This window comes from Deinococcus koreensis, assembly GCF_002901445.1.
Taxonomy (GTDB): domain Bacteria; phylum Deinococcota; class Deinococci; order Deinococcales; family Deinococcaceae; genus Deinococcus; species Deinococcus koreensis.
Map to the genome: position 1 here is coordinate 1,802,376 of NZ_PPPD01000001.1, position 23,125 is coordinate 1,825,500.

Here is a 23,125-nt window from a genome sequence, read left to right on the forward strand (position 1 = left end):
GGCGCCGTGGCCGCGACCGCGTCCGGGCAGACCAGCGCGGGAGGTTCGGCTGGCGACCTCCCGCGTCTGGGACTCCGTTGCGCGGCCGGGAGGCTACCTCACGTTCACCGGGGCCGTAAAGGTCGCGCGGCGCGGATCGCTGGTGCCGACGGTGTTGGCTCTGCTGGGCTCGCTGCCCCCGTCGGGAATGATGTCGCCCGCACCGTAGTCGTCACCGCCGAAGATGCCGCCCACGACGTTCACGCCGGCCGCCGGGGGGCCGCTGAGGCCCAGGGCGCCCCAGGGAATCGCCAGTTCCACCGTCTGCTCGGGGAGGGTGCCGCTCGCCGCGTACTTGTAGTCGGCCACCGCGACTTCGGGCGTGGCGGTGTCGCTCGTCACGCGGCGCAGCTGGGCGTCCTGCTTCTCGTAGCGGGCGACGAAGGCGTCCACGCCGCCCATGGCGCCCGTGAAGGTCGCGGCGCGCCGCCAGGCCTCGAAGCTGTCGGCCTGCGCCGCGCCGCCGGGGGCGGTGTCGAGGTACACGATGGCGGAGTTGCCCGCCACGCGGTAGGTGTAGGCCAGGTACAGGAAGTTGGCGTCGCTGTCGGCCAGCAGGCGGGTGAAGTTGTTGTTCTCGCCGAAGCCCCCCGGCTTCGGGCTCTTCACGTCCACCTTGGGCGCCGCCCAGTCGCTGAGGTTGCCGTCGATGGCGTACCTGGTGCTCAGGTCGCGGGCCAGGGCGATGTCCGCGCCCGTCTGCGGCGAGGTGGCGGCGCGCGTGGCCTCCAGGTAGCCGCCTGCCGTTGCCTTCAGCGTCTGCGCGCCGGCCGGGGCGAACAGGGTGTAGCTGCCGTCGCTGAAGCTCAGGGCGTAGTTCAGGTTCAGGTTGGCGGTCGTGGCCTCGACCAGTGCGCCGCCCAGCGGCGAGCCGCCGCCCGTGACCTTGCCCTCGATGAGGCTGGCCGGCGCCGGCGAGTCGATGAAGTCGTAGGTGCCGCTGTAGGCGTCGCCCGCCGTGCCGACCGTGTAGGCGCGGTCGCCCTGGCCGGGGCCCTCGTAGCCCGAGTTCTTCGCGCCCGCGCCGTCGTTGCCGAACTTGAACTTGATCTCCCGGAACAGCGGCAGGTCGAGGTCGGTCTTCCAGAGCCCGCGCGCCGTCTGGGTCATGGGGTACTCGACCTGGCTGCCGGTGTCGAAGCGCCGCAGCTCAATGGGGCCGTTGCCCTGGCTGCGGGCGTCGACCGTGAAGCTGACCTTCGCGGTGATCGACGCGCTGGGCGTGGCGGCCACCGCGGCGCCCCGGCTCTCCGCCCCGTTCACGTCCACCGTGACCACGCGGAAGGTCGTGGACAGGCCGTTGGTCACGCCGCGCGCCAGGTATCTGCCCTGCGTGGCCGGGATGGGCGCGAAGTTCAGCAGGCGTTCGGCGCCGGAACTGGTCTTGGCATAGATGCGGTACCCCGAGACGGCCGCGGTCGTGCTGGGCGTCCAGGTCAGCTCCACGGCGGAGTCGCCGGGGCGCGCGGCCAGGGCCGCCACTTCGGGCAGGGCGGGGTTGACCGCGCCGCTCGCGCCGCCCCCCGCCGGGGCCGTGACCGCCACCACCGTGCGCGCTGGCAGGGTGCCGACCAGCTTGCCGCCGCTGAGGCTCAGGGGATTGGCGCGCCCCGTCACTTCCGTCAGCGCCGCGCCGCTGAAGGTGCCCAGCAGCGGAATGCCGCCGCCCGGCAGGGTGCCCAGGTCGACCGGGCGGTCGCCGCCATTCACCACGAAGACCACCGGCTGCCCGGCCACGCCGCGCACGCCGGGTACCACCCGGCGGTAGGCCAGGACGGGCGCGCCGCCGTTCGGGCGCCACAACTCCTGCTGCGCGCCGCGCGTCAGGGCGCGGTACTGCTGGCGGGCCCCCGCCAGCGCGCCCAGCCGCTCGTCCAGCGTCGAGGAGGCCAGCTTCGAGAAGTCCATGTCCTCGCGGTTGCCCTGGCCGGTGGGGAAGTTATAGGGATCGCCCTCGCCGACCTGCGCGTATTCGCTGCCCTGCCACACGCTCGGCGTGCCGCGCGACAGGTACATGGTTGAGAGCGCCATGTCCAGCCGCTCGGCCGCCTGGGCGGGGGTGCCGCCGCGCGAGGTCACCTCGTTCACGAAGCGCCGGACGTCGTGGTTGTCCACGAAGGTGGTGAGCCGCGTGGCGTCGCGGTACACGCCGTCCTGCGCGAACACGTCGGCCATGCGGTCGAGGTTGCCGCCCGCCGAACTCATCTGATCCTTGAAGGCGAAGTGCAGCGCGAAGTCGAACACGCTCGGGGCGCCCAGCTCGTCCATGAAGCGCGCGAGGTAGGCCGGGCTGCCGTCGAAGACCTCCCCGACCGACCAGAGCTTCTTGGGATCGCCCACGCCGCCAGGGGCGAAGAACTGCTTCCAGTAGCTGTCCGGCACGTGCTTCATGGTGTCGATGCGCAGGCCGTCGATGCCGGTCTCCTTGCGCCAGTACTCGATGAAGTCGTTCAGGTAGGCGGTGACGTCCGGCCGCTCCTGCTTGAAGTCGGGCAGGCCCGCCAGGTCGCAGTCGGTGGTCTTGTTCGTGCTGGCGTCGCAGTCGGCCTTCGTGTGGAACCACTCGGGCTTCGTTTTCGTCAGGGTCGCGTCGTAGCCCGCGTGGTTGACCACCACGTCCTGCAGGATGCGGATGTCGTTCTTGTGGGCCGCCTTGATGAGTTCCTTGTACTCGGCCATCGTCCCGAGGTGGGGATCGACCTTGAAGAAGTCCTCCGCCCAGTAGCCGTGGTAGCCCGCGAACAGCTTGCCGGCGTTCGGCCCGCTGGTCGGCCCCGGAATCGCCGGCACCTGCAGCACGACCGGGCTCACCCAGATGGAGGTGAAGCCCATCCGTCCGAAGTAGCCCTCCTCGATCTTGGCCTTCAGGCCCGCGAAATCGCCGCCGTGCCAGCCCAGTGGATTCGCCCGGTCGGCCACGTCGCCGGCGCCCCGGTTGGGGCCGTTGTCGTTGGCCGGGTTCCCGTTGGCGAAGCGGTCGGTCATGGCGAAGTAGATGGTCTCGTCGCGCCAGTCGCGCGCCTTCAGGGCCTGCAGGGGATCGGGGGACTGGAGCTGCGCGCAGGCCGTCAGGGCCACGGACAGAAGGGACAGGGCGGGCAGAGCATGGAAGCGCTTCATTTCAGGTCACTCCTTCGGGCAGGCACGAGGAAGGGTGCCGGCCGGGTCAATTGTCAGGCGTTGACCAGTATGCCCGATCCAGTTCTTCTGCGACTTTCATGAGGAGAAAACCACGATCCGGTGAACAGGCGGCGGGCAGGGGTCAGGAATTCACGACACTGCGCTCCCCGTGACGGTCTGCCGCGCGCCCTCGGCCTACCCTGGGCCATGAAAGCCATCTGGAACGGTCAGGTCATCGCGCAGTCGGACGACACCGTGGTTGTCGAGGGCAACCATTATTTCCCGGCCGACAGCGTCAGGGCCGAGTACCTGCGCCCTAGCGCCACGCACTCCACCTGTCCCTGGAAGGGCGAGGCCAGCTACCACAGCCTCTCGGTAGACGGCCAGGAGAACCGCGACGCGGCGTGGTACTACCCCGAGCCCAAGGACGCCGCGCGGCAGATCACGGGCCGGATCGCCTTCTGGAAGGGCGTGCAGGTCACGCCGGACTGAGGAGCGGGCTGGGCGCCGGGTCAGGCTCTGGGCTGGGCTCAGCCGGCCCCGTCCACCGGGTCGTCTGCCCGGTTTCCGCCGTCCGGGTCTGGCGCTGCGCGCAGCGGGCCTCCAGCGCCGCCTGGGCCTCGCGCAGCAGGGTCAGCCCGTCCGCCTGACCGCGGTAGAAGGCCAGCCCCACGCTCAGGGACGAGTTCACGCCCTCCAGGGGCCGGGCCGCCACCCGCAGGCGCAGCCGCTCGCAGGCGGCCCGCGCCGCCCGTTCGTCCGGCACGCGCAGCAGCACTAGGAAGTCGGCGCCGCCCACCCGTCCCAGCATGTCCTGGTCGCGCAGGGCCCCCTCCAGCACCCGCCCGACATGGGCGGTCAGGCAGCCCGCGAACAGAGGATCGTACGGGCCGGGGTCGTGGGGGCCGGTGACCGGCGGCTCGACCCGTAAGGCGGCCACCGCCAGCCCGCTCAGGCGCCGCGGGGGCGCCCGCCGCAACCACTCCTGTAGCAGCCGGGCATCCGGCAGCCCGGTGAGGCTGTCGCCCCGGCCGGTCAGGTGCTCGCCCAGCCGGTGGCGCCGCACTTCCTGGGAGACCCGCTGCAGGGCCGAGCGCTGGCCGATCAGCCCCATCAGCCCGGCCAGGAGGGACTGCACCAGCAGGGCGCTGGCGGGCGCCCCGAGCAGGGCCGGCTGGCGCAGGGCCGAGGCCGCCAGCACGCTCAGCAGCGCCCCCAGGGCCAGCCGGCTGGCGCGCCGGCCCGCCCGGTTGCCCAGCATCCAGATATGCGCGACCAGCAGCGCCGGCACCCACAGGGCGGCGCTGCCCAGCGCGCCCAGCTGCGCCGCGTCCGGGGGCCCGGAGAGCACGAACGCGATGCGGCCCAGCAGATACAGCCACACCCCGCCGAGCAGCCCCGTGAGGACACTCTCCAGCCGCCAGCGCGAGAGCCACAGCGCCACGAAGACCCCGGCCAGCAGGCCCGCCAGCGCCGGCACCGCCAGCCGGTCGAACGGGTCGGGCGTGCCGACCAGCCACCCCGGCACGAGCGCCAGCGCCAGCACGGGCAGGGCGAGCAGGTAGACCTCCCGGCGGCTCAGGGCGCGGCCGGGGAGGGGCCGGGAGATCCGGCCGGGCGCTTCGGGCAGGACTTCGGGAATCAGGGCGGCGGGCGGGGCGGGGGGGGGACGCATCTCGGGGGCCATCGAAGCATGGGGCGTCTCACACCGGCCTCACAGACGACCGCTGGGCGCCGCTTCATACTCGGGCCAGGCGCGCCCGGCCCCCGCAGTGGCGCCCAGGCCGCGCCCGAAAGCCGCTACCCTGGTGCCGATGCTCCCCCGCTCCCTTCGCGCCGTCGCCGTGCAGCCCCAGTGGCACGTCACGGACTTCACCAGCGCGGCCGCCTTCCGCGCCTGGATGCGCTCGCAGCTGGAGGCGGCCCGCCCGCACCTGGCCCGGGATCGGCCGAATCTGGTCGTGCTCACCGAACTCAACGGCCTGCCGCTGGTGCTGCGCGGCGGGGCCTGGGCGCTGGGGCTGGGCACCTTCCAGCGGGTGGCGGCCGCGCTGTTCCTGGCCCGCCTGCCCCGCACGCTGCCCCTGATGCTGCGTGAGCGCGTCTCGCCCATGCGCGCCCTGCAGCTCGCGGGCAGCGAGGCGAACACCCGCCTGTACCTGCAGACCTGCCGCGACCTGGCCCGCGAGTACGGCGTGTACCTGTGCTGCGGCAGTGCGCCCACGCCCCGCTACCGGCTGGAGGGCGCTCGGCGGCGCCGGGTGCCGGGCGTGCTGACCAACCAGACGGTGATCCTGGCCCCGGACGGCGCCCTGATCGGCGCCACCGACAAGGTGCACCTCACCCCCGACGAGCAGGGCGGCGGGGTGGACCTCACGCCGGGCGACCTGGGAGAGCTGCGGGTCTTCCCGACCCCGGTGGGTGACCTGGGCGTGGCCATCAGCCTTGACGCCTTCCGCCCGGACGTGATCGGGAGGCTGGAGGCGCAGGGCTGCACGGTGCTGCTGCAGCCCGATGCCAACGGCGCCCCCTGGACGTCCCGGGAAGGGCTGCCTCCCGACCCCCGGCACATGCGGGATCAGCCGGTGGCCTGGCTGGACTCCAGCTGGCGGATCACGGCCGCCGGGACGGGCATCCGCTACGCCGTCAACCCCATGGTGGTCGGGAACCTGCTCGACCTGACCTTCGACGGCCAGAGCGCGATCACCGGCCCGGCCCAGGAGGCGCCGGCGGCGCGCAGCTATGTCATGACCGAGCCGCGCCCTGGGTTCCTGGCGCTGGCCCCCTGGGTCGAGGACGGCCCGCCCGAGCAACTGCGCCGCACCGGTCAGCAGCTCGCGGCCCACAGCGGCCATCCCCGCGAGAACCGGTACCGCCAGGACATCGTCTCCGCCGATCTGGAGCTGCCTGCCCCTTCCCTGTCGCCGCCGCTCCCCACCGCACACGAGGAGGCGCTGCGATCAATTCTGGACGACCATTCCCCGGCCCCGCACCACTTTCCCTGGGCCCTGCCCTGGGCCGGGCTGGCTCTGGCCGCCGCCCTCTACGCCCTCTGGCGCAAGCGTTGACAACTTCGGGGGGGGTGCCTATACTTCCCTTCGCACTTCGCAGACCCCTGCGCTGTGCGCCCACCGTAAGGGGGGTTGGCCGAGTGGTTGAAGGCAACGGTCTTGAAAACCGTAGTAGGGCAACCTACCGGGGGTTCGAATCCCTCACCCCTCGCCAGATGACAGTCCAGACGTGCGTTCGGTGCCTCGGCATGGAGAGATGGGTGAGCGGCTTAAACCAAGCGTTTGCTAAACGCTCGTAGGGGTTATTCTCTACCGCGAGTTCGAATCTCGCTCTCTCCGCCAAGCAGTTCCAGTCCGTCTGAAGTTCCACCCGAGATGTGCCCGTAGCTCAGCTGGATAGAGCGTCTGACTACGGATCAGAAGGCCAGGGGTTCGAATCCCTTCGGGCACACCACAGAAGACCTCGTCTTAGACGGGGTTTTTCTATTTGTGTTGCATGCACTATTGGCGGCGTGTGTAGTGGCGTGTGCAGTAACTCTGGCGATCCTGTCCACACCTCATGACCTCCTGTGATTTTCCCTCCGTCAGCGCCTGCTGCCGAGTCTGGCGCCGCAGCGCCCCGTGCCAGACCATGCCTGGCCTCGATGAGTCCAGCGCATAGATCTCCACCACGGCCCCCAGACTCAGGCCCAGCGCGTTCAGGCCCAGGACGATCCTCATCACCTGGCCCGCGACTGTGATGCGGTGGACAGGGCAGCCGACGCCTGCCAGCGGCTGAAGTGGATCGCGTGGCACCTCAGCCCTGGGGCTCAGCGCCACTGGCCCGACGACCCGCCTGAGCCCTGACACTTCGGGCGATCCCGGGGGGTACGCTCAGGTATGACCACCAAACTGCGGATCATCCAGATCGACCGGGAGGAGATCGTCATCAAGGCCGCGACCGATCAGGTGATCGCAGAGGCCAGGGAGGCCATGACCTCGGCCCAGGGCGTGTTGACCCTCGAGAAGAAGGGCTGGGTCTACCACCTCGCGGGCCGGCACATCATCCGCCTGGAAGTCGAACACGAGGACGAGCAGGACGAGCAGAAGGCCTGAGCGCGGGCGGATCCGTCACCCGTGCTCAGGCCGGGGGCGGCGTGAGGGGCAGGTCGCGGTCGATCAGGCCGGCCATGTCCTCCGGGTGGTGGAAGACCCCCAGCAGGGCGGTGCCGCCGGCCTTGAGCTGGGCCAGCCGCGCCCGCAGCGCCGAGCGGGCGGGCGCGTCGAGGCTGGCGGTGGGCTCGTCGAGCAGCAGCAGGCGGGCGGGGCGGATCAGGGCGCGGGCCAGGTTGACCTTCTGCTGCTCGCCGCCGCTGAAGGTGCTGGGGTAGGCGGCCCACAGGTCGGGTTTCAGCCCGAAGTCCGAGAGCAGCGCCGCCGCCCGGTCGTGGGCGTCGGGTTGGCCCTCGTCGAGCAGCGGCTCGGCCACCAGATCGAGGGCACTGACGCGGGGGCGGGGGCGCAGGAACTGGCTGACCATGCCGATCTCGCGGCGCCGCAGCAGGCTGATGTCCACGTCGGCCGCGGCGGCCAGGTCGATCTCGCCCAGCGCCGAGCGGTACAGCGCCTGGCCGCCGGTGGGCCGACAGGTGCGGTAGAGCGTGCGCAGCAGGGTGCTCTTGCCCACGCCGTTCGGGCCGGAGATCAGCACGAACTCGCCGGCCTGCAGCGCCAGGTTCAGCCGGGCAAAGGCCGGGATGCGCCGCCCGGTGTGGTGCAGGTCGAAGTATTTGCTCAGGTCTCGCACGTCGAGCACGTTCATGGCAACTCCTTGAGGGTGAGCGGGGGCCGGCCCTCCCCGCAGGCGGCCCGGCCCTGGGCGATCAGCACACTGAGTTCGCCGGGCAGGCCGCTGCGCGAGATGGCGTCGGTGGCGCCCGGCAGGTCGTAGTCCAGCCGCACGAAGTCGGCCTGCAGGGTGTCGAGGTCGAGCACGGCGAACGACGCCCGGGGATCGCCGTCCACGGAGCGCCCGACCGGGCCGGGGTTGATGAACAGCGTGCCCGCGCAGCGGTACTCGAAGGGCCGGTGGGTGTGGCCGAGCACCACCACGTCCGAACTCAGGCGCCGCGCCAGGGCCTCCAGCGCCGGGGGATCGTCGGGAGTCAGCCAGTCGTCCAGGGTGTCGATCCCGGCGTGCAGGACGGTTACGCTGCGATCCGAGAGCGGCAGGCGCATCAGGCGGGGCAGGCCGCGCAGGTACGCGCGGTGCTCCGCGTGCAGCTGCCCCTGCGTCCACTCCAGGGCCGCGCGGCGCAGGATCTCGGTGCGCGGCGCGGCGGGCTGGCGGTTGGCGCGGGGCAGTCCCCAGCCGACCGCCTGATCCTGGTTGCCGACCACGCTGGGAATGCCCCCGGCCCGCACGCGCAGCACCACCTCGTTCGGGTGCGCCGCGTAGCCCACCAGGTCGCCGGCACACAGGGTCGCGTCCACCCCGGGGCGGCCCCCGCCCGGGTGGGCCAGGGCGGCGAGCACCGCCTCGAGCGCATGCAGGTTGCCCTGGATGTCGGCGATCAGCCCGATCCTCACGGGCGGCGCCCACAGGCGGCGGTCACAGCTTGGCGTGCACGAGCTGCTGGGTGTAGGGGTGCAGGGGGTCGTCCAGCACCTGATCGACCAGCCCGACCTCCACGACCTGCCCGCCGCGCATGACCATGACCCGGTCGGCCAGCGTGCGGATCACGCCCAGGTCGTGCGACACGATCACCATGGCGACCCCCAGCTCCCGGCGAACCCGCCGCAGGGTGTCGAGCACCAGGGCCTGCACGCTGACGTCCAGGCCGGTGGTGGGCTCGTCGAGCAGCAGCAGCGCGGGCTTCAGGGCGATGGCCTTGGCGAGCTGCACGCGCTGCTGCATGCCCCCCGACAGCTCCCGCGGGGGGTCGTCCAGGCGCTCGAGCGGAAATTCGGAGGCGGCCAGCGACACGCGGCCCGCCTGCCGCAGCGCCGCGAAGGAGCGCTCGCCGGCCAGCACCAGGCGCTCGGCGACGTTGCCGGAGGAGGAGTGCTCCATCCGCAGGCCCAGGTGGGGGTTCTGGTACACGATGCCGATGTGCCGCACGCGCAGCTCGCGGCGCTCGAAGCGGGTCAGGGTCAGCAGGTCGCGGCCCTGGGCGCCGGGCACGTTCAGGTGATAGCTGCCGCCCTGGGGGGTCTCCTCCAGATTCAGCAGCCGCAGCAGGCTGCTCTTGCCGCTGCCGCTCTCGCCGACGATGCCCAGCACCTCGCGCGGGTACAGGGTTACGTCCACGTCCTGCAGGGCCGTGACCCTGCCGTACCGCCGTGAGAGCCCGCAGGCCCGCAGCACCGGGGCGTCCAGCATCAGGCGCGGCGGCTGCAGCTCGGCGAGTTCGCCCCCCGGCCCCCCAGGGGGCGCGCTCTCAGCGGGCGAGGTAACCGTCATGGTAGAAGCCCCCCTCGTCGTCGTAGTAGGTCGCGCCGGGACGAACCTGTCCGTCTTCCCGGCCCCGCAGCAGCGTCTCGCCGTAGCCGGCGTCCGACAGCTCGTGCAGCGAGGAGCCGCCCTCCTGCGGCAGCTCGTTCAGGAATTTGTGCGCCGCCCCGGTGCGGACACACGCCTTGCCGTTCATGTCCTCCACCCGGTAGGGCACGTCGTCGAACTGCAGCGGCCGCACGTCGGTGTAGGGCGGCACCGCGTACAGCCGCTTCTCGCGCCCCGCCGAGAGCAGCGTCAGGTGCGCGGCCTGGTGCAGTTTGGGCACGTCCCAGCGGGGAATCGGGCTGGGGCTGATCACGTAGCGGCCGTGCACCAGCGCCGGATAACTCGCGCCCTGGATGATCCAGCCGTAGCGGATCAGCTGCTCGAAGAGGCCCAGCCACAGCAGGCCGTAGTCGGCGTCGGCGTGCAGCTGCCGCGCGGCCGAGAGGTCGCTCTCCACCGCGCGCAGCGGCTCCGGATCGGGCACCTGCAGCACCAGCACCTGCCCGGCGCCCAGCACCTCCTCCGGAACGCGGTGGCGCGACTGGATCAGGGTGGCCTGGGTGGCGTCGGTGGTGGTCGGCACGCCGGTCATCCGCGCGATGAAGCGCCGGAGGTTCGCGGCGTTCACCGAGTCGTCGGCGCCCTGGTCGATCACCTTGACGGTGTCCTGCGGCCCGACCAGCGCCAGGGTGGCCTGCAGCCCGCCGGTGCCCCAGCCCCGGGCGATGGGCACCTCGCGGCTCGCGTAGGGCACCTGATGTCCCGGCAGGGCGATGGCGCGCAGCACCGTGCGCCGCAGCTCCCGCTTGGCGGACTCGTCGAGGAAGGCGTAGGTGTGGTCCTGGGGCGGGTGGGCGAGTTCCGCCAGGGTCGGCGCGCTCACCGGGCCCGTCACCGGGCCGGTCACAGTGCCAGTCACAGCGCCGGTCATAGGGCCACCTCCGCCGCGCCGGCCTGGCCCACGCCCGCCGGATCATTCCGCACCTGCCGCATGGCCTCCAGCGCGGACTGGAAGGTCACGTAGTGAGGCAGCTTGAAGTGGATGCAGAACCCCGACGCCTCGACCCCCTCGGTGTGGTACAGCACGAACTCCGCCGAGTGGGCCGGGTGCGGCGCCCGGCCGCTCTGGGCCTCCCGGGTCATGTTCATGTCCAGCGTCGCGCCCGCGATGGTCTTGACCTCGTTCCAGCCCAGCGTGGCGCAGAAGCCCAGCGCCAGCTCCGGGCGGGCGTCGTCGCCGCCGAACTCCGTGACGATCTCGGCCTGTGAGACCCGCACCCGGCCCGCGCTGAAGCCCACGCCGGTCGCGGGGTGGCTCAGCCGCACCTCGGCGTAGCCCAGCCGCACCTCGTTGACGGTCGGGTGAATCAGGCCGTAGCCGCGCATGATCGAGTACCCCAGCGCCAGCGTGCCGCCGGTGTCCGAGCGCGCCAGCCCCTGCAGCAGGTGGGCGCGCGGCGCGGGAAACAGCAGCGGTTCGCGGGTCAGGTCGGGCACCAGCTCGGCGGGCGTGTCCGGGGCGCTGACCGGCGGGAGCAGCCCGGCCCGGCGCTGCCAGTCGGCGAGCGCCGGATAGGTCGGCGGGGCCGGCTGCGCGGCCGTGCGGGCCTGCACCTCCCGGGTCTCGCCGCGCTGCAGCACGCCCAGTTCCAGCACGCGGTGGCTGTAGTCCAGCGTCGGCCCGAGCACCTGGCCACCAGGGATGTCCTTGAAGGCGGCCGAGATGCGCCGCACGGTCAGCAGCTCGGCCTGCTCGGTGAGCTGCGCGTAGGCCAGGCGGGGCAGCGTGGTGCGGTGGGCGCGCAGCAGCAGCGCCGCCTCGTACAGCTCGCCGCCGGTCTGGGCCAGGGCGAGCGCGGCGAGTTCCGGGGCGTACAGCGACGCCTCGCCCATCACGCGGTCGAGCAGGTAGGGCAGCGCGCCCTGCACCGCCCGCACCCGCTCCGGCGAGAGCGGGCCGCAGAGGTCATGGAAGAGCCGCTCGGCGTCGAGGATGGCCGCCTCGCCGCCCCGCGCCGCGACGTAGGCCACTCAGCTCACCTCCACGGCCGTGGTGCGCGGCAGCCCGGCCACCTGGGCGCTGGCTAACTGGGCGCTGCGCCCTGCATCACCATCACCGCGCAGCACGAAGGCGTCCCAGCCCAGCGGGTAGGTGGCCCCGCGCCGGAGCTGCCAGAAGGCGTCCGGCAGCCCCAGCGCCGCGCGGCGGGTGCCGGGGATGCCGGGGCCCGAGAGGGTCAGTGCTGCCCCCCCGTGCCCAGCGGCATCGTGCCCGGCCCCGACCAGCCCCGTCCCGACCAGCTCCGTCCCGACCAGTACCGTCGCGGCCCGCTGCGGCTCCAGGGGGTCGCCGCGCCGCGCCCAGCCCAGGGCGCCCAGCGCCGCCGCGTCCAGCTCCGGCAGGAAGAGGTAGTCCGCGTCGTGCGGCGCGGCCGGGTGGGCGCCGGTGTCCAGCAGGCGCCGGCGCAGCTCCGCATGGGGCGTATAGAAGGTGGTTTCCAGGTCGAGCAGGGTTTCCCCGATCAGGACATACGGCGCCAGGGCAGCGGGCTCCGGGGCGTCCAGCTCCGCCCCGGCCGGCAGCGGCAGCCACTCGCCGGGGCTGGACAGGGCGTTCATCAGCACCCGGAAGGCGGCCTGCGTGCGGGCGGCGGCGGGCGTCTGGACGGGCAGGGTCGGCCCTTCGTGCTGAAGCGGCCGCTGGCCGGCCATCAGAAGGTCTCCATCTGCACGCGGGTGGCCTCGACCTGGCGCAGCAGCGTGTGGGTCTCGGCGGCCTGCGCCCCGGCCTGGGCCAGCACGAAGGGCCGCAGCCGGTCGTCGAAATCCCCGCGCTGCGCGGCCAGGTCGAGCAGCGCGACCGCCAGGGCCTGCTCCAGGTCGCCCCCCAGGCACGCGCCGTAGCCGGTGAGCTGGCCCTGCCGGACGTGGCCCTCGGCGACCAGCACCTCCCCCAGGTGAAAGGGCGTGCCGCGCACCGTGTCGCGGTAGGGCAGCATCACCAGGCCGGCGCGGTTGTGCACGACCTCCAGGGCTCCGTGCGCGTGCAGCTCGGGCAGCAGCGCGTCGGCGAGCGCCTTGACGGGCGCGGCGGGCGCGGCCGCGAGGACGCTCAGCCAGGTGCCCTGCGTCCAGGGTGGGGACTCGTGCGAAATCGGGGCGTGACTCATGGATTCTCCTGGGGGGTGCGGGCGGGATCTGAAGATGTGGCCGAGCCTAGGCCGGCCGGGTCAGCGATGGGTCACCTGCCGGTCAGGGGCCCGTCAGGATCGGAGCGGACGTGTCTGCCGGCGCCGTCTGTGGGCTGGCCGAGCCCCCGGCCTGGGCCCTGGGCCGGTCGGGTGCAGGAGGGCTCCAGCCCGGGCCGGCGGGGCTCGCCCGGCAGCGGTGCAGGGCGGCACCAGGGCGAGTCCGGGTGACGACGGACGGACATCCAGGGGGGTCGCGCGCGGCCCTGGATCGGCCCGCCTCCGTCTGACCCCCGGCTGACGGGGGGGTGACCGGCCACTGACGTGCCCCCCCTAGCGTGGAACCGTTCAGGAGGCATCCATGATCGAAACCAGGGCTCTGCACGTGGCCTTCCGGGGCCAGAGCGCGCTGCACGACGTCAACCTGCAGCTCGGCCCGGGCTTTACGGCCATCATCGGCCCCAGTGGCGCGGGCAAGAGCACCCTGATGCGGGCCATCAACGGTCTGGTGCCGGCCACCTCGGGTCAGGTGCTGCTCGGCGGTGAGGGGCTGGGTCGCCCCGGCAGCGGCCTGCTGCGGCGTCAGCAGCGCCAGCTGGGCATGGTGTTCCAGCAGTTCAACCTGGTGCGGCGACTGAGCGCACTGGACAACGTGCTGCTGGGCCGGCTGGGCGCGGTGAACCCGGTGCTGGGGGCGCTGGGGATCGTGCCGCGCGCCGAGCGGGCCTACGCGCTGCACCTGCTGGAGCGGGTCGGGCTGGCCGACCACGCCTGGAAACGGGCCGATCAGCTCTCGGGTGGGCAGCAGCAGCGGGTGGGGGTGGCCCGCGCGCTCGCGCAGCAGCCCCGCGTGATCCTGGCCGACGAGCCGATCAGCTCGCTCGACCCGCGCAGCGCCTCCGAGGTGATGGAGCTGCTGCGCGACATCCAGGAGCGCGACGGGATCGCCATCGTGGCCAACCTGCACTTCCTATACACGGTGCGCGAGTACGCCGCGCGGGTGGTCGCCCTCAAGGCCGGACAGCTCGTGTTCGACGGTCATCCCGGCCAGCTCGACCGGGCGCTCGTGCACGAGCTGTACGACCACGACCCCCCGGCGGCGCCGGAAGGCAGTCCGCCGCAGCCTCCACTGAACTTCGTGCCCGCCGGATCTCGCCGCCCACCTGCCTGAACACCCCGCCTGAACATCCTGCCCGGCTGCGGAGCACCGTCTCCCGCTCCGTCGGCCAGCCGCCGTCCATCTTCCAGCCCCTTCGCCCGCCCCTCCCGCCCACCGAGACCTCACCGAGACAAGGAGTTCCCATGCGTACCCTGCTGCTCACCACGCTGGCCCTGACCGCCGCTTCCCTCGCCTCCGCCCAGGCCCAGGACAGGGCGGGCTGGCCCACCGTGATCAACTTCGGCCTGATTCCCACCGAGGGCAGCGCCGCGTCCGAGGAACGCTTCAGGCCCCTGTTCGACTACCTCGAGAAGTCCCTGGGCGTGCCGGTCAAGGCCTACGTGGGCGCGGACTACGCGGCCGTGATCGTGGCCATGCAGAACAAGAAGCTCGACATCGGCTACTTCGGGCCCAAGAGCTACATCGAGGCGGCCGACCGGGCCGGCGCGGTGGCGCTGGTCAAGGACAACGCCGTCAAGGGCGGCACGGGCTACACCTCGGTGCTGATCAGCAAGGCGGGCGGCAAGATCAGATCGGTCGCGGACGCCAAGGGGGCCGACTTCGCCTTCGTCGATCCCAACTCCACCAGCGGCTACCTCGTGCCGCTCTCGCACTTCCTGCTGGAGATGAAGGTCAAGCCCGAGGACTACTTCAAACGCGTGACCTTCGCCGGTTCGCACGAGAACGTGGTGCTGGGCGTGCTGAACGGCACGATTCCCGTCGGCGCCACCAACAACCTCGACCTCGACCGCGCCGTCGAGAAGGGCGCCGCCAAACGGAGCGACTTCAACGTCCTGTGGACGAGCAAGTCCATCCCCAGCGGCCCCATCGCGGCGAGAAAGGATCTGCCCGTCTCCTTCCAGACCGCGCTGAAGACCGCGCTGCTGAAGTTCAACGACGCCAAGGGGCTGGAGCAGCTGCAGCTCAAAGGGTATGTCGCCGCCTCGGACAGTGACTACAACCCGGTGCGCGACCTGAACAAGGTCACCCAGGCCGCCCAGAAGTAACCCCAGCCAGAGCTGACATATGGGCGTGGCCGGCTGTGCTGGAACCCCGGTTCCCGCCGCCGGCCTGCGCCCGTCCCCTGCCCGTAAGGCCCGCTCCCTGCCCATAAGGATCGCCGAATGCTGCATTCCTCTTCCGTGACCGTCTCTCCTCCGCCCGAGGTGCGCCGCCGCAGCCTGGGCCAGGTCGCTGCCTGGGCCGCCGTGCTGCTCGTGGTCGGCCTGTCCTTTCCCGGCAGTGAGGTCAGCCCGCGAACCCTGCTGGACGGCCTGGGCAACTCCTGGCGCTACCTCTTCGGTGACCCGGCGCGGCCCGGCAGCGGCTTTTTTCCGCCGGACTTCTCCAGGTTCGGGATCTACCTGACGCAGATGGGGCTGACCGTGAAGATGGCGGTGCTGGGTACGGTCGGGGCTGTGGTGCTCTCGCTGCCCCTGGCCTTTCTGGCGGCGCGCAACACCTCGCCCAGCCCGCTCGCCTACCAGCTCACGCGGCGTGTGCTGGACGTGCTGCGTGGGCTGAACGAGTTCGTGCTGGCGCTGATCTTCGTGGCGGCCGTGGGCCTGGGGCCGTTCCCGGGCATCCTGGCGCTGGTCTTCCACACGACCGGGATCCTCGGCAAGCTGTTCGCCGAGGGCATCGAGGACATCGACGAGGGCCAGGTCGAGGCGGTGCGGGCCAGCGGCGCCCACCCGCTGCAGATCCTGGGGCGCGGCGTGTGGCCGCAGATCGTGCCGCACGTGCTCTCCATGACCATGTACCGCTTCGAGTCGAACGTCCGCGCCGCCACCGTGCTGGGGCTGGTCGGGGCCGGCGGGATCGGCTTCTACATCACCGAGGCGATCCGCGGCTTCGACACCCGCGCGGCGAGCGCCATATTGATCATCATCCTGGCGAGCGTCTTCCTGATCGATTTCGTGAGCGCCCGGCTGCGCCAGAGGCTGCAGTGACGGCGCTGAGCACCGGCTGGATCGAGAACGCCCGCCTGATCCTGCCCCACGAGGTCGTGGAGGCCGGCGCCGTGCGGCTCGAAGACGGCGTGATCAGTGACCTGCGCGAGGGCGGCGCGCCTGTGCCCGCACTGGACGCCCGCGGCATGACGCTGCTGCCCGGATTGATCGACCTGCACGGCGACATGATCGAGCGCGAACTGGAGCCGCGCCCCGGCACCCGTTTCGACCACGACCTCGCCCTGATCGAGCTGGACAAACGCCTCGCGGCCAGCGGCGTGACCACCGCCTTCGCCTCGCTGAGCTTCGCCGACGGCCTGGGCCTGCGCAGCGACACCCGCGCCGAGGGTCTGATCCGCGATCTGGTCGGCTACCGGCCCCACCTGCTGGTCGATCACCGCGTCCACGCCCGCTACGAGGTCTCGAACACCGACGCGCTGGTGCCGCTGCTGGCCCTGCTGGACGAGGGACTGGTCGATCTGGTCTCGCTGATGGATCACACCCCCGGCCAGGGCCAGTTCCGGGACATGGAGACCTACGTGGGCTACACCGCGCGCTGGCTGGGCCGCCCGGCCGAGGAGGTGCGGGCCCTGGCGCACGCCCGGCTGGATGCCGGCACGGGCGAGGTCTGGACGGTCGCGCGCACGCTCGGGCAGGCGGCCCAGGCGCGCGGCGTCTCGCTCGCCTCGCACGACGACGACACGCCCCAGAAAGTCGAGTTGCTGTGCAGCCTGGGCGTGAGCATCAGCGAGTTCCCGGTCACGCTGGAGGCCGCCCAGGCGGCGACCGGGCGGGGCCTGAGCGTGTTCATGGGCGCGCCCAACGCCCTGCGCGGCGCGTCGCACAGCGGCAACCTCTCGGCGCTGGACGCCCTGGAGGCGGGCACCCTGCACGGCCTGGCCAGCGACTACTCGCCCATGACGATGCTGCAGGCCGTCTGGCGCGTCGCGCGGGAGGGGCGCGTGGGCTGGCCGGAGGCCGTGGCGCTGGTGAGCGACACGCCCGCAGGCGCCGCCGGGCTGACCGACCGGGGCCGGCTGGAGGTCGGGGGCCGCGCGGATCTGGTGCTCGTCGAGGACGCCCCCGGCGCGCGGCCCCGCGTGCGCCTGACCGTCAGCGGTGGGCGCCCGGTCTACCACGACGGGGCGCTGGCCCCCCAGCGCGTGCTGGTGGGCTTCTGAATGGCGGGGGTCTGAATGGAGGTGCGGGAGCAGGAGTGGGCTGGGGCCCAGGCCTTCGCGGCCCTGCTGGCCGGGAGCGGGGCGCTGCGCCCGGGCCACACCATCCTGCAGGGTGGCCTTCACAGCGGCGGCTGGATCGAAAAGGGGGCCATCATCCGCGACCCGCTGCGGCTCGACGAGGTGGCCCGGGTGCAGGCGGAGCAGATCGGCCGGGTCTGGCCGCAGGCCACCCTGCTCGTGGGCCTGCCGGAATGCGGCGCGGTGCTCTCGGCCTTCGTCGCGCGGCACCTGGGGCTGCCGGTGGCCTTCGTGCATTCGTCGGGGGTGCCCGGCTGGCACCGGATGCACGTTCCGGAGCGGGCCGAGCGCGCCGTGATCGTGGACGACCTGATCGGCACGGGCCGGGGCGTGCGGGTGGCGGCCGACTTCCTGATCCGCGAGGGCCACGCCGTGCTGGGCGTCAGCGCCTGGATCAGCCGCGCCGAACCCGGCGCCCTGAAGGTGCTGACCCTGATGCCGCCCCCCTATCCCACCTGGAAGGCGGAGGGCTGCCCGGACTGTAGCGCCGGATACGCACCCCGCTACACCGGTATCAGAGAGTGATTCATGAAACGTTTATCCGGCGAAGAGGATCAGGAGGGTCATTTCGTTCCCCGCTTTGGGGAGAGGGGCCGCTTCCGCTTCGAGGTGTTTCAGGTGGTCGATATGCAGGCGCTTCCCCAGCGGCAGGTGCGGCTCTCGGTGCTGTTGTCGCCGCACCTGCAGCCGGGAGACGAGGTGGATCTGCGGCCCTACGGGCTGTGGCAGGTCGTGAGCCTGGAGGCCAGCTCCCGCCCGGACGTGACCACCCTGATCGTGCGGCACCAGCCCGATTAGGGTCTCGCTGGCGATCTCGACGTCGCCGCTCTGGAGCCCCGGTGATCCCGCCCGCCGCAGGGGCGCACGCATGAGCGGGGCCGCCTGGCGAAGCGTCGACCCGTTCCTGCTGGCGCGGCGCGGCGCGGGCGTGCTGGCCACCGCCCACGGCGGCGCGGCGTGGGTGGCCGGGCCGAACACCCTGGAGGCCCTGCGCGCCGCGCTGGACGCCGAAGTGGACTATGTGGAGCTGGACGTGCACCTCACCCGCGACGGCCAGCTGCTGCTGTGGCACGACCCCCAGATCGTCACGCCCGACGGGGCCGTGCGGATCGCCGGAGCGCCGCTGGCCGAGCTGCGGCGCCTGCCCACCCCGGACGGCACCCTGATCACCCTCCCCGAGGCCCTCGAGGAAGCGCGCGGGCGAAGCGGGATCATGATCGACCTCAAGGCGCCGGAGCTGGAAGATGCCCTGCACGCCACGCTGAGCCGCCTGGAGAGGCTGGACGCCCTGGTCTGCGGCGGCTACCTGGATACCCTGATGGCCCTCAAGGCGCGCCTGCCGGCCCTGCCCGTCTCGCTGACGCCGGACGAGCCGACGTACCGCTCGTTCGCGGCCACCCTGCGCCGCCTGGAGGCCCTGGACGCCGTGACCGTGGACTGGCGCACCGTGAACCGGACGATGGTCGACGACGCCCACGCGCTGGGCGTGATGGTGCTGGCCTGGACGGTCGATCACCCGCCGGTGGCCGCCCACCTGCTGGCGCTGGGCGTGGACGGCCTGACGGGCAACAACATGGCCCTGCTGCGCGGCCTGCGGCCTGGGCGCTGACATCGGGCTGGTCGCGCGTCAGAGCGTCAGAGTGGCCCCAGGGGAGCGCCCAGGCCGCTCCGGGCCTTCACAGGTACAGGTGTGGAGAGCTGCTGGGCGCGGAGCGACGTTCCTCCGGGCAGAGGGTTACCCGGCGCCCGGCGGGGGCAGCGCGTCGATCCAGCGCACGGCCTGGGCGACCTGGTGGGGCATGACTTCGACCACCAGGTAGGGATCGGTGGTCGTCTGCCGCAGCGAGCGCAGCACGCCGGGCCAGTGCAGGGTGCCCTCGCCGGGTGCCAGGTGCTCGTCGGCCGAGCCGTCGTTGTCCTGGAGATGCACGTGGCCCAGCAGGGCCTGCGTCTGACTCAGCCAGCCCTGCGCGCTCAGGCCGCCCTGCTGCGCCCCCACGTGCGCGTGGCCGGTATCGACGCTCAGGCGCACGTGGGGGGACTCGAAGGCCGCGACCAGCGCCATCAGCGGGGCCGGATCGCGGTCGAGGATGTTCTCGATCACGACCGTGATGCCCAGCTCGGCGGCGCGCGCCAGTACCGGCTCCAGCGTCAGCTGTGCCAGACCGATCTCCTGCGGCAGTGTCCGGCGGTGCTGCGCCACCGGGTGGCCCCAGAAGGAGAACGGCGAATGGATCACCAGCCACTGCCCGCCGACCTCCTGGGCGAAATCCAGCCCCTGCCGGTAGCGCCCCTGCACGACCCGCCGCACCTGGGGATCCAGGGCGTCCAGCTGCATGTTCCAGAAGGGGGCGTGCACCCCCACCCGGCCCCGGTGCGCCGAGAGCAGCGCGGCCTGCCGGCGGGCCACCACCGGCCAGTCACCCTCCAGCAGTTCCACGCTCTCGCACAGATCCTGCAGCTCGATGTCGCGCGATCCCTGCACCAGCCAGTCGAGGTGGCGCTCCAGTTCCGGCTGCCTCACCGCGAGGCCCAGCCGTGTCAGGTCATTCATACGGCTCCCCCGGCGCGGCCCTGATGCTGGCCCACCGGCTGAACAGGGCAGGAAGGCGAAGGCCGGTCAGAGGCCGGGAGCAGTGTCAGCTGGCATCGGTGTCCGGTTCCCTTCAGCCGGTGCCCATCCGGCCACAGGCACTCCGGGCCAGCAGCGCGCCTCACCTCACATAGATCGGGCGGAAGCTGAACACGTCCGGGGCCGCCGGGTCGACCGTGACCTCTACGGCGCCCACGTCGGCGGCGCCCATCACTTCCAGGCGCGTGACGTTCTTCAGCGCCGGGCCGCCCTGTCCGGGCCCGGCGCTGGCTCCGGCCTCCAGCAGCGGCCGGTCGATGATCAGCACGTGCGAGTCGCCGTGGATCAGCAGCACCGGTTTGCCGTAGGCCTTGCTCTCGGCTGCCAGGGTGCTCAGCGTGTCGCGCAGGCCGATCTCGCTGGGCACGAAGGGGGCGCCGAACCACAGGTCGGCCTGGAAGCCGATCACCACGGCCGGGGCGCTGTCCGCTTTCGCCTGGGCGAAGGTCGCCCGGATCCACTCCAGGTTCGCGGCGTTGCGCGCGAAGTATTCGGAGACGCTGGCCGGGGTGCGCTCCATGCCGTTGTTGCTGCCGACCACGTGCAGGGTGGCGAAGACCACGCCTTCTTTCACCCAGCGCGCGTTCTCGATCTGGCCCGGCTGGCTGGTCAGCGGCATCGGCGCGCGGCCCAGGCTGGTATTCGCGGTGAAGAACAGCTGACGCACCTTCGCGAGACGCTCCAGGGGGTCGAATCTTCCGGCGGCCTCGCGGTGGCAGTCTGTCCATTCGTTGTCGCCGGGCGTGTAGACCAGCGGGCCGCTCAGCAGCGCGAACTGATCTCTCACCTTCTGGAAGTTCTCGTCCGAGCAGGGGGTGCTCCCGCTCTTGATGTCGCCCACGTGCAGCGTGAACGCCGGCTGCAGGGCGTTGACCGTGCCGATCAGGGCCTCGAAGCGCGCGTAGTCGGCCGGGATGGAGTAGGGCATGTCGCCCATCGCCACGAACCTGAACGGGGCGGCGTCCACCGAACCGGCGCCCACCGTCAGCGCGGCCAGCAGTCCCAGGCCCCGCCTCATCGGCCCACCCCGGCGGCCAGGGACAGCGGCGCATCGAGCCTGAGCCACAGGAATTCGGTGTTGTCCTTCACGTCGCCGCGCCCGCCGGTCGCCGGGTAGTTGTTGTCGTTGGCCACCAGGATGGTGTTGGCGTCCAGCACGACGACGTTCTCGATGGTCACGAAGGGGAAGGTGAACACCCCCGCCCTGGTGCTGGGGGCCAGCCCCTGGGGATCCTTGACGTCCATCAGGTCGGCGACCAGCGTCTTGGCCAGGGTGCCGTCGGCAGCCCTGCGGGTCAGGCTGACCCTGTAGATGCGCTTGACCTTCGCCGCGGCGCCCTGGGCGGCGTCGCGCTCGATCACCAGCAGCTCCTGTGCGTTCACCGGCGTGATGTCCCCGATGGCCTCGCCACCGGCGTCCAGGGCGTAGTGCCCCACCAGCGTCCAGGCACGGGTGGCGAGGTTCAGGGCGTGCAGGCGCAGGCGCCCGGCGGGGTCGCCCGTCACCGTCTTTTCCAGCAGGGCGTACAGCGTCTGCCCGTCGGGCGAGAGCGTCAGGCCCTCGTAGCCGCCGCTGCCGCCCAGGTTCGCGGCGGCGCTGCTGGCCCCCTGGGCGAAGGCCGGGTGCTGCGGGCTGCGAACCTCGGGGGTGGTGGCGCTGCCCACCACCTTCGCGCCGGTGGCCGGGAAGTCGGTGAACAGGCCGTCCACCCCGGCCCGCAGGGCCTGCCTCATCTCGGCCTCGGGATCACCCCCGTAGCCCGGCAGCAGGTAGGTGGGCTCGTTGCGGAACGTCCAGGCGTGGACGAGCAGGCCCGCCGCGTGCGCCCGCGCGACGAAATCGGTGGTGGCGCCCTGCTCGTCGATGATGAGGCGCTTGGTCGCGCCGACCCCGCCCGCGTAGCTGGCCAACTCCTTCAGGCCGGCGTCGCTGACCAGGTCGCTGTAGGTTCGCTTGTCGCCCGCCGCCACCCAGTCGTAGGGCGCCTCTTTGGGACCGCTGATCAGTTGCGCCAGCGGCAGCTTGACCCCCGCCTTCGGCATGATGCTGGCGCTCAACTCTTTCAGGTTCGCCGTCTCGAAGGACTGGATGAACACCCGCGCGGGGTCGGTGAACTTCTCCTTGACCAGCGTGTCGATCAGCAGCTGCGAGGTGTTGATCCCCACGACCTGGGTCATATAGGTCGGGTGCTTGGTTTCTGGATAGATCCCGACCTTGCGGCCCGTGCGCGCCTCGGTCTCCCGAACCAGCGCGATCACCTCGGCCAGGGTGGGAATCTCGAAGCGGCCGTCGAAGGCCCGGCCGCGCAGGGCCGGCAGGCGCTCCACGGCGCGCAGGGTCTTGAGCTCGGCCAGCGTGAAGTCCTCGACCCAGTACCCGGTCACGTCCTGGCCGTCGATCTTCTTGGTCTTCAGGCGCTCCTTGAACTCGGGCCGGGTGGCCACGTCGGCGGTGGCCTCCAGCACCTTGCCGTCCTTGTCCAGCACGGCGATCACCGGCTCGTGGCGGGCCACCAGCACGCCGTCCTTGGTCACCACCAGGTCAGGCTCGATGAAGTCGGCCCCGGCCTCGATGGCCACCCGGTAGGCCTCCAGGGTGTGTTCGGGGCGGGTGCCGCTGCTGCCCCGGTGGCCGATCACGATGGGGGCGCGGCCGCCCAGGGTGGGCAGGCCCGCGAGGTTCGGTGTGGAGATCGGGGCCTCCAGCAGCCGACCGTCGGCCGAGAAGTGCAGCAGGAAGGGCCCGAACTCGTCGCCCACCCAGAGCGTGCCGTCCGGCGCCGTGACGAAACCCTCGACGTCGAAGTCCCCGCCGGTGAGCAGCCGCTCGGGGCTGGCCTCGTTCACGATCAGCCACGGCACCTTGCGCTCCGGGTCGCGCAGCTGGATGAACGCCCCCACCTGGGCGCTGCCCGCGCCGCCGCCCGCCGTTTTCGGGGTCAGGTTCATGCGGTAGAGCCGCAGCAGGTAGTCCGCCGAGTTGGCCTTGGCGCCGAAGCCGTTGTCGCTCAGGAACAGGTAGCCGCCGGCCTTGTCCAGCTGCACGCCCGAGAAACCCTGCACCGGCTGGCTCTTGAACCGCGCCTCGCCGCGCAGGCCGGCGCCGCTGTAGGCGCCGCTCGCCGGGCCCTCGGCGAAGGTGTCGGCCGGCAGTTCGGCGTAGCCCACCAGGGTCGCGGCGCGGCTCTCACCGAGCGCGCCCAGGCCCAGCGAGACGGAAAGGATCGACAGCGCCGCGTGCAGTGGGTTCATGCGGCTCAGCATGTCTGTGCTCCGTCAGCCCC

22 protein-coding genes and 3 tRNA genes are annotated in these 23,125 nt (G+C 72.1%); 13 read left to right on the forward strand and 12 right to left on the reverse strand.

Annotation, left to right across the window (positions count from 1 at the left end):
* Nucleotides 1–93: 93 nt before the first annotated feature.
* On the reverse strand, nucleotides 94–3,159 hold the full coding sequence (locus CVO96_RS08555) for an alpha-amylase family glycosyl hydrolase (protein ID WP_103311871.1): 3,066 nt from the start codon (nucleotides 3,157–3,159) through the stop codon (nucleotides 94–96).
* A gap of 207 nt (nucleotides 3,160–3,366) precedes the next feature.
* On the opposite strand from CVO96_RS08555, the gene CVO96_RS08560 reads away from it, so the two are divergent.
* Nucleotides 3,367–3,651: a DUF427 domain-containing protein gene (locus tag CVO96_RS08560; protein WP_103311872.1), complete on the forward strand. Its 285-nt coding sequence runs from the start codon at nucleotides 3,367–3,369 to the stop codon at nucleotides 3,649–3,651.
* Here CVO96_RS08560 and CVO96_RS08565 read toward each other — a convergent pair.
* A complete protein-coding gene (locus CVO96_RS08565) occupies nucleotides 3,638–4,834 on the reverse strand; it encodes a GGDEF domain-containing protein (protein WP_165795248.1) in 1,197 nt (398 codons plus the stop codon). The two genes, CVO96_RS08560 and CVO96_RS08565, sit on opposite strands and share 14 nt — an antisense overlap.
* A gap of 139 nt (nucleotides 4,835–4,973) precedes the next feature.
* Here CVO96_RS08565 and CVO96_RS08570 point away from each other — a divergent pair, with 139 nt between their 5' ends.
* The 5 genes from CVO96_RS08570 (at nucleotide 4,974) to CVO96_RS08595 (ending at nucleotide 7,265) form a co-directional block, all read left to right on the forward strand.
* The gene (locus CVO96_RS08570) at nucleotides 4,974–6,227 is read left to right on the forward strand and encodes a nitrilase-related carbon-nitrogen hydrolase (protein WP_103311874.1); all 1,254 of its coding nucleotides are present in this window, start codon (nucleotides 4,974–4,976) and stop codon (nucleotides 6,225–6,227) included.
* A gap of 69 nt (nucleotides 6,228–6,296) precedes the next feature.
* Nucleotides 6,297–6,384, forward strand: a tRNA-Ser gene (locus CVO96_RS08575).
* 36 nt (nucleotides 6,385–6,420) lie between these two features.
* Nucleotides 6,421–6,512, forward strand: a tRNA-Ser gene (locus CVO96_RS08580).
* Between the two features lie 35 nt (nucleotides 6,513–6,547).
* Nucleotides 6,548–6,624: transfer RNA gene (locus CVO96_RS08585), tRNA-Arg, on the forward strand.
* 425 nt (nucleotides 6,625–7,049) lie between these two features.
* Nucleotides 7,050–7,265, forward strand: coding sequence for a hypothetical protein (locus tag CVO96_RS08595; RefSeq protein ID WP_103311876.1), 216 nt, complete (start codon nucleotides 7,050–7,052; stop codon nucleotides 7,263–7,265).
* Nucleotides 7,266–7,290: 25 nt separating this feature from the next.
* Here the strand turns inward: CVO96_RS08595 and CVO96_RS08600 are convergent, their stop codons facing one another.
* The 7 genes from CVO96_RS08600 to CVO96_RS08630 are packed head-to-tail and all read right to left on the reverse strand — an operon-like array spanning nucleotide 7,291 to nucleotide 12,821.
* Complete coding sequence (locus tag CVO96_RS08600) at nucleotides 7,291–7,971, reverse strand: phosphonate C-P lyase system protein PhnL (protein WP_103311877.1); 681 nt, start codon at nucleotides 7,969–7,971, stop codon at nucleotides 7,291–7,293.
* Nucleotides 7,968–8,738 (reverse strand): metallophosphoesterase family protein, encoded by a 771-nt coding sequence (locus CVO96_RS08605; protein WP_165795249.1) that lies wholly within the window; start codon nucleotides 8,736–8,738, stop codon nucleotides 7,968–7,970. The genes CVO96_RS08600 and CVO96_RS08605 overlap by 4 nt, the downstream gene beginning before the upstream one ends.
* 22 nt (nucleotides 8,739–8,760) lie before the next feature.
* Nucleotides 8,761–9,612, reverse strand: a complete 852-nt coding sequence (locus CVO96_RS08610; RefSeq protein WP_103311879.1) for an ATP-binding cassette domain-containing protein — start codon at nucleotides 9,610–9,612, stop codon at nucleotides 8,761–8,763.
* Nucleotides 9,590–10,582, reverse strand: coding sequence for an alpha-D-ribose 1-methylphosphonate 5-phosphate C-P-lyase PhnJ (locus CVO96_RS08615; protein ID WP_103311880.1), 993 nt, complete (start codon nucleotides 10,580–10,582; stop codon nucleotides 9,590–9,592). Before CVO96_RS08615 ends, CVO96_RS08610 begins: the two co-directional genes overlap by 23 nt.
* Nucleotides 10,579–11,682 (reverse strand): carbon-phosphorus lyase complex subunit PhnI, encoded by a 1,104-nt coding sequence (locus CVO96_RS08620; protein ID WP_103311881.1) that lies wholly within the window; start codon nucleotides 11,680–11,682, stop codon nucleotides 10,579–10,581. The genes CVO96_RS08615 and CVO96_RS08620 overlap by 4 nt, the downstream gene beginning before the upstream one ends.
* Nucleotides 11,683–12,363: a phosphonate C-P lyase system protein PhnH gene (locus CVO96_RS08625; RefSeq protein WP_103311882.1), complete on the reverse strand. Its 681-nt coding sequence runs from the start codon at nucleotides 12,361–12,363 to the stop codon at nucleotides 11,683–11,685. It abuts the gene before it with no gap.
* Complete coding sequence (locus CVO96_RS08630) at nucleotides 12,363–12,821, reverse strand: phosphonate C-P lyase system protein PhnG (RefSeq protein WP_103311883.1); 459 nt, start codon at nucleotides 12,819–12,821, stop codon at nucleotides 12,363–12,365. The genes CVO96_RS08625 and CVO96_RS08630 overlap by 1 nt, the downstream gene beginning before the upstream one ends.
* Nucleotides 12,822–13,200: 379 nt before the next feature.
* Between CVO96_RS08630 and phnC the strand changes: the two genes are divergently transcribed.
* From phnC to CVO96_RS08665, 7 genes are all read left to right on the forward strand, one after another.
* Entirely contained in the window at nucleotides 13,201–14,010 is an 810-nt protein-coding gene (gene phnC, locus CVO96_RS08635) for a phosphonate ABC transporter ATP-binding protein (protein ID WP_103311884.1), read from the forward strand.
* A gap of 131 nt (nucleotides 14,011–14,141) precedes the next feature.
* Nucleotides 14,142–15,005: a phosphonate ABC transporter substrate-binding protein gene (gene phnD, locus CVO96_RS08640; protein ID WP_103311885.1), complete on the forward strand. Its 864-nt coding sequence runs from the start codon at nucleotides 14,142–14,144 to the stop codon at nucleotides 15,003–15,005.
* 117 nt (nucleotides 15,006–15,122) lie between these two features.
* A complete protein-coding gene (phnE, locus tag CVO96_RS08645) occupies nucleotides 15,123–15,950 on the forward strand; it encodes a phosphonate ABC transporter, permease protein PhnE (RefSeq protein ID WP_103311886.1) in 828 nt (275 codons plus the stop codon).
* Nucleotides 15,947–17,131 carry an alpha-D-ribose 1-methylphosphonate 5-triphosphate diphosphatase gene (locus tag CVO96_RS08650; RefSeq protein WP_207795294.1) on the forward strand — a complete coding sequence of 395 codons (1,185 nt, stop codon included), beginning with the start codon at nucleotides 15,947–15,949 and terminating at the stop codon, nucleotides 17,129–17,131. The genes phnE and CVO96_RS08650 overlap by 4 nt, the downstream gene beginning before the upstream one ends.
* A gap of 15 nt (nucleotides 17,132–17,146) precedes the next feature.
* A complete protein-coding gene (locus CVO96_RS08655; protein ID WP_243398226.1) occupies nucleotides 17,147–17,734 on the forward strand; it encodes a phosphoribosyltransferase family protein in 588 nt (195 codons plus the stop codon).
* Nucleotides 17,735–17,737: 3 nt separating this feature from the next.
* Nucleotides 17,738–18,007 carry a hypothetical protein gene (locus CVO96_RS08660; RefSeq protein ID WP_103311887.1) on the forward strand — a complete coding sequence of 90 codons (270 nt, stop codon included), beginning with the start codon at nucleotides 17,738–17,740 and terminating at the stop codon, nucleotides 18,005–18,007.
* 70 nt (nucleotides 18,008–18,077) lie between these two features.
* Nucleotides 18,078–18,818, forward strand: a complete 741-nt coding sequence (locus tag CVO96_RS08665; protein WP_103311888.1) for a glycerophosphodiester phosphodiesterase — start codon at nucleotides 18,078–18,080, stop codon at nucleotides 18,816–18,818.
* Nucleotides 18,819–18,944: 126 nt separating this feature from the next.
* Here the strand turns inward: CVO96_RS08665 and CVO96_RS08670 are convergent, their stop codons facing one another.
* The 3 genes from CVO96_RS08670 to CVO96_RS08680 form a co-directional block, all read right to left on the reverse strand.
* Nucleotides 18,945–19,763, reverse strand: coding sequence for a sugar phosphate isomerase/epimerase family protein (locus tag CVO96_RS08670; RefSeq protein ID WP_103311889.1), 819 nt, complete (start codon nucleotides 19,761–19,763; stop codon nucleotides 18,945–18,947).
* A 160-nt stretch (nucleotides 19,764–19,923) separates the two neighbouring features.
* On the reverse strand, nucleotides 19,924–20,859 hold the full coding sequence (locus tag CVO96_RS08675; RefSeq protein ID WP_103311890.1) for a hypothetical protein: 936 nt from the start codon (nucleotides 20,857–20,859) through the stop codon (nucleotides 19,924–19,926).
* Nucleotides 20,856–23,093: an esterase-like activity of phytase family protein gene (locus tag CVO96_RS08680; RefSeq protein WP_165795250.1), complete on the reverse strand. Its 2,238-nt coding sequence runs from the start codon at nucleotides 23,091–23,093 to the stop codon at nucleotides 20,856–20,858. The genes CVO96_RS08675 and CVO96_RS08680 overlap by 4 nt, the downstream gene beginning before the upstream one ends.
* Nucleotides 23,094–23,125 lie beyond the last annotated feature (32 nt).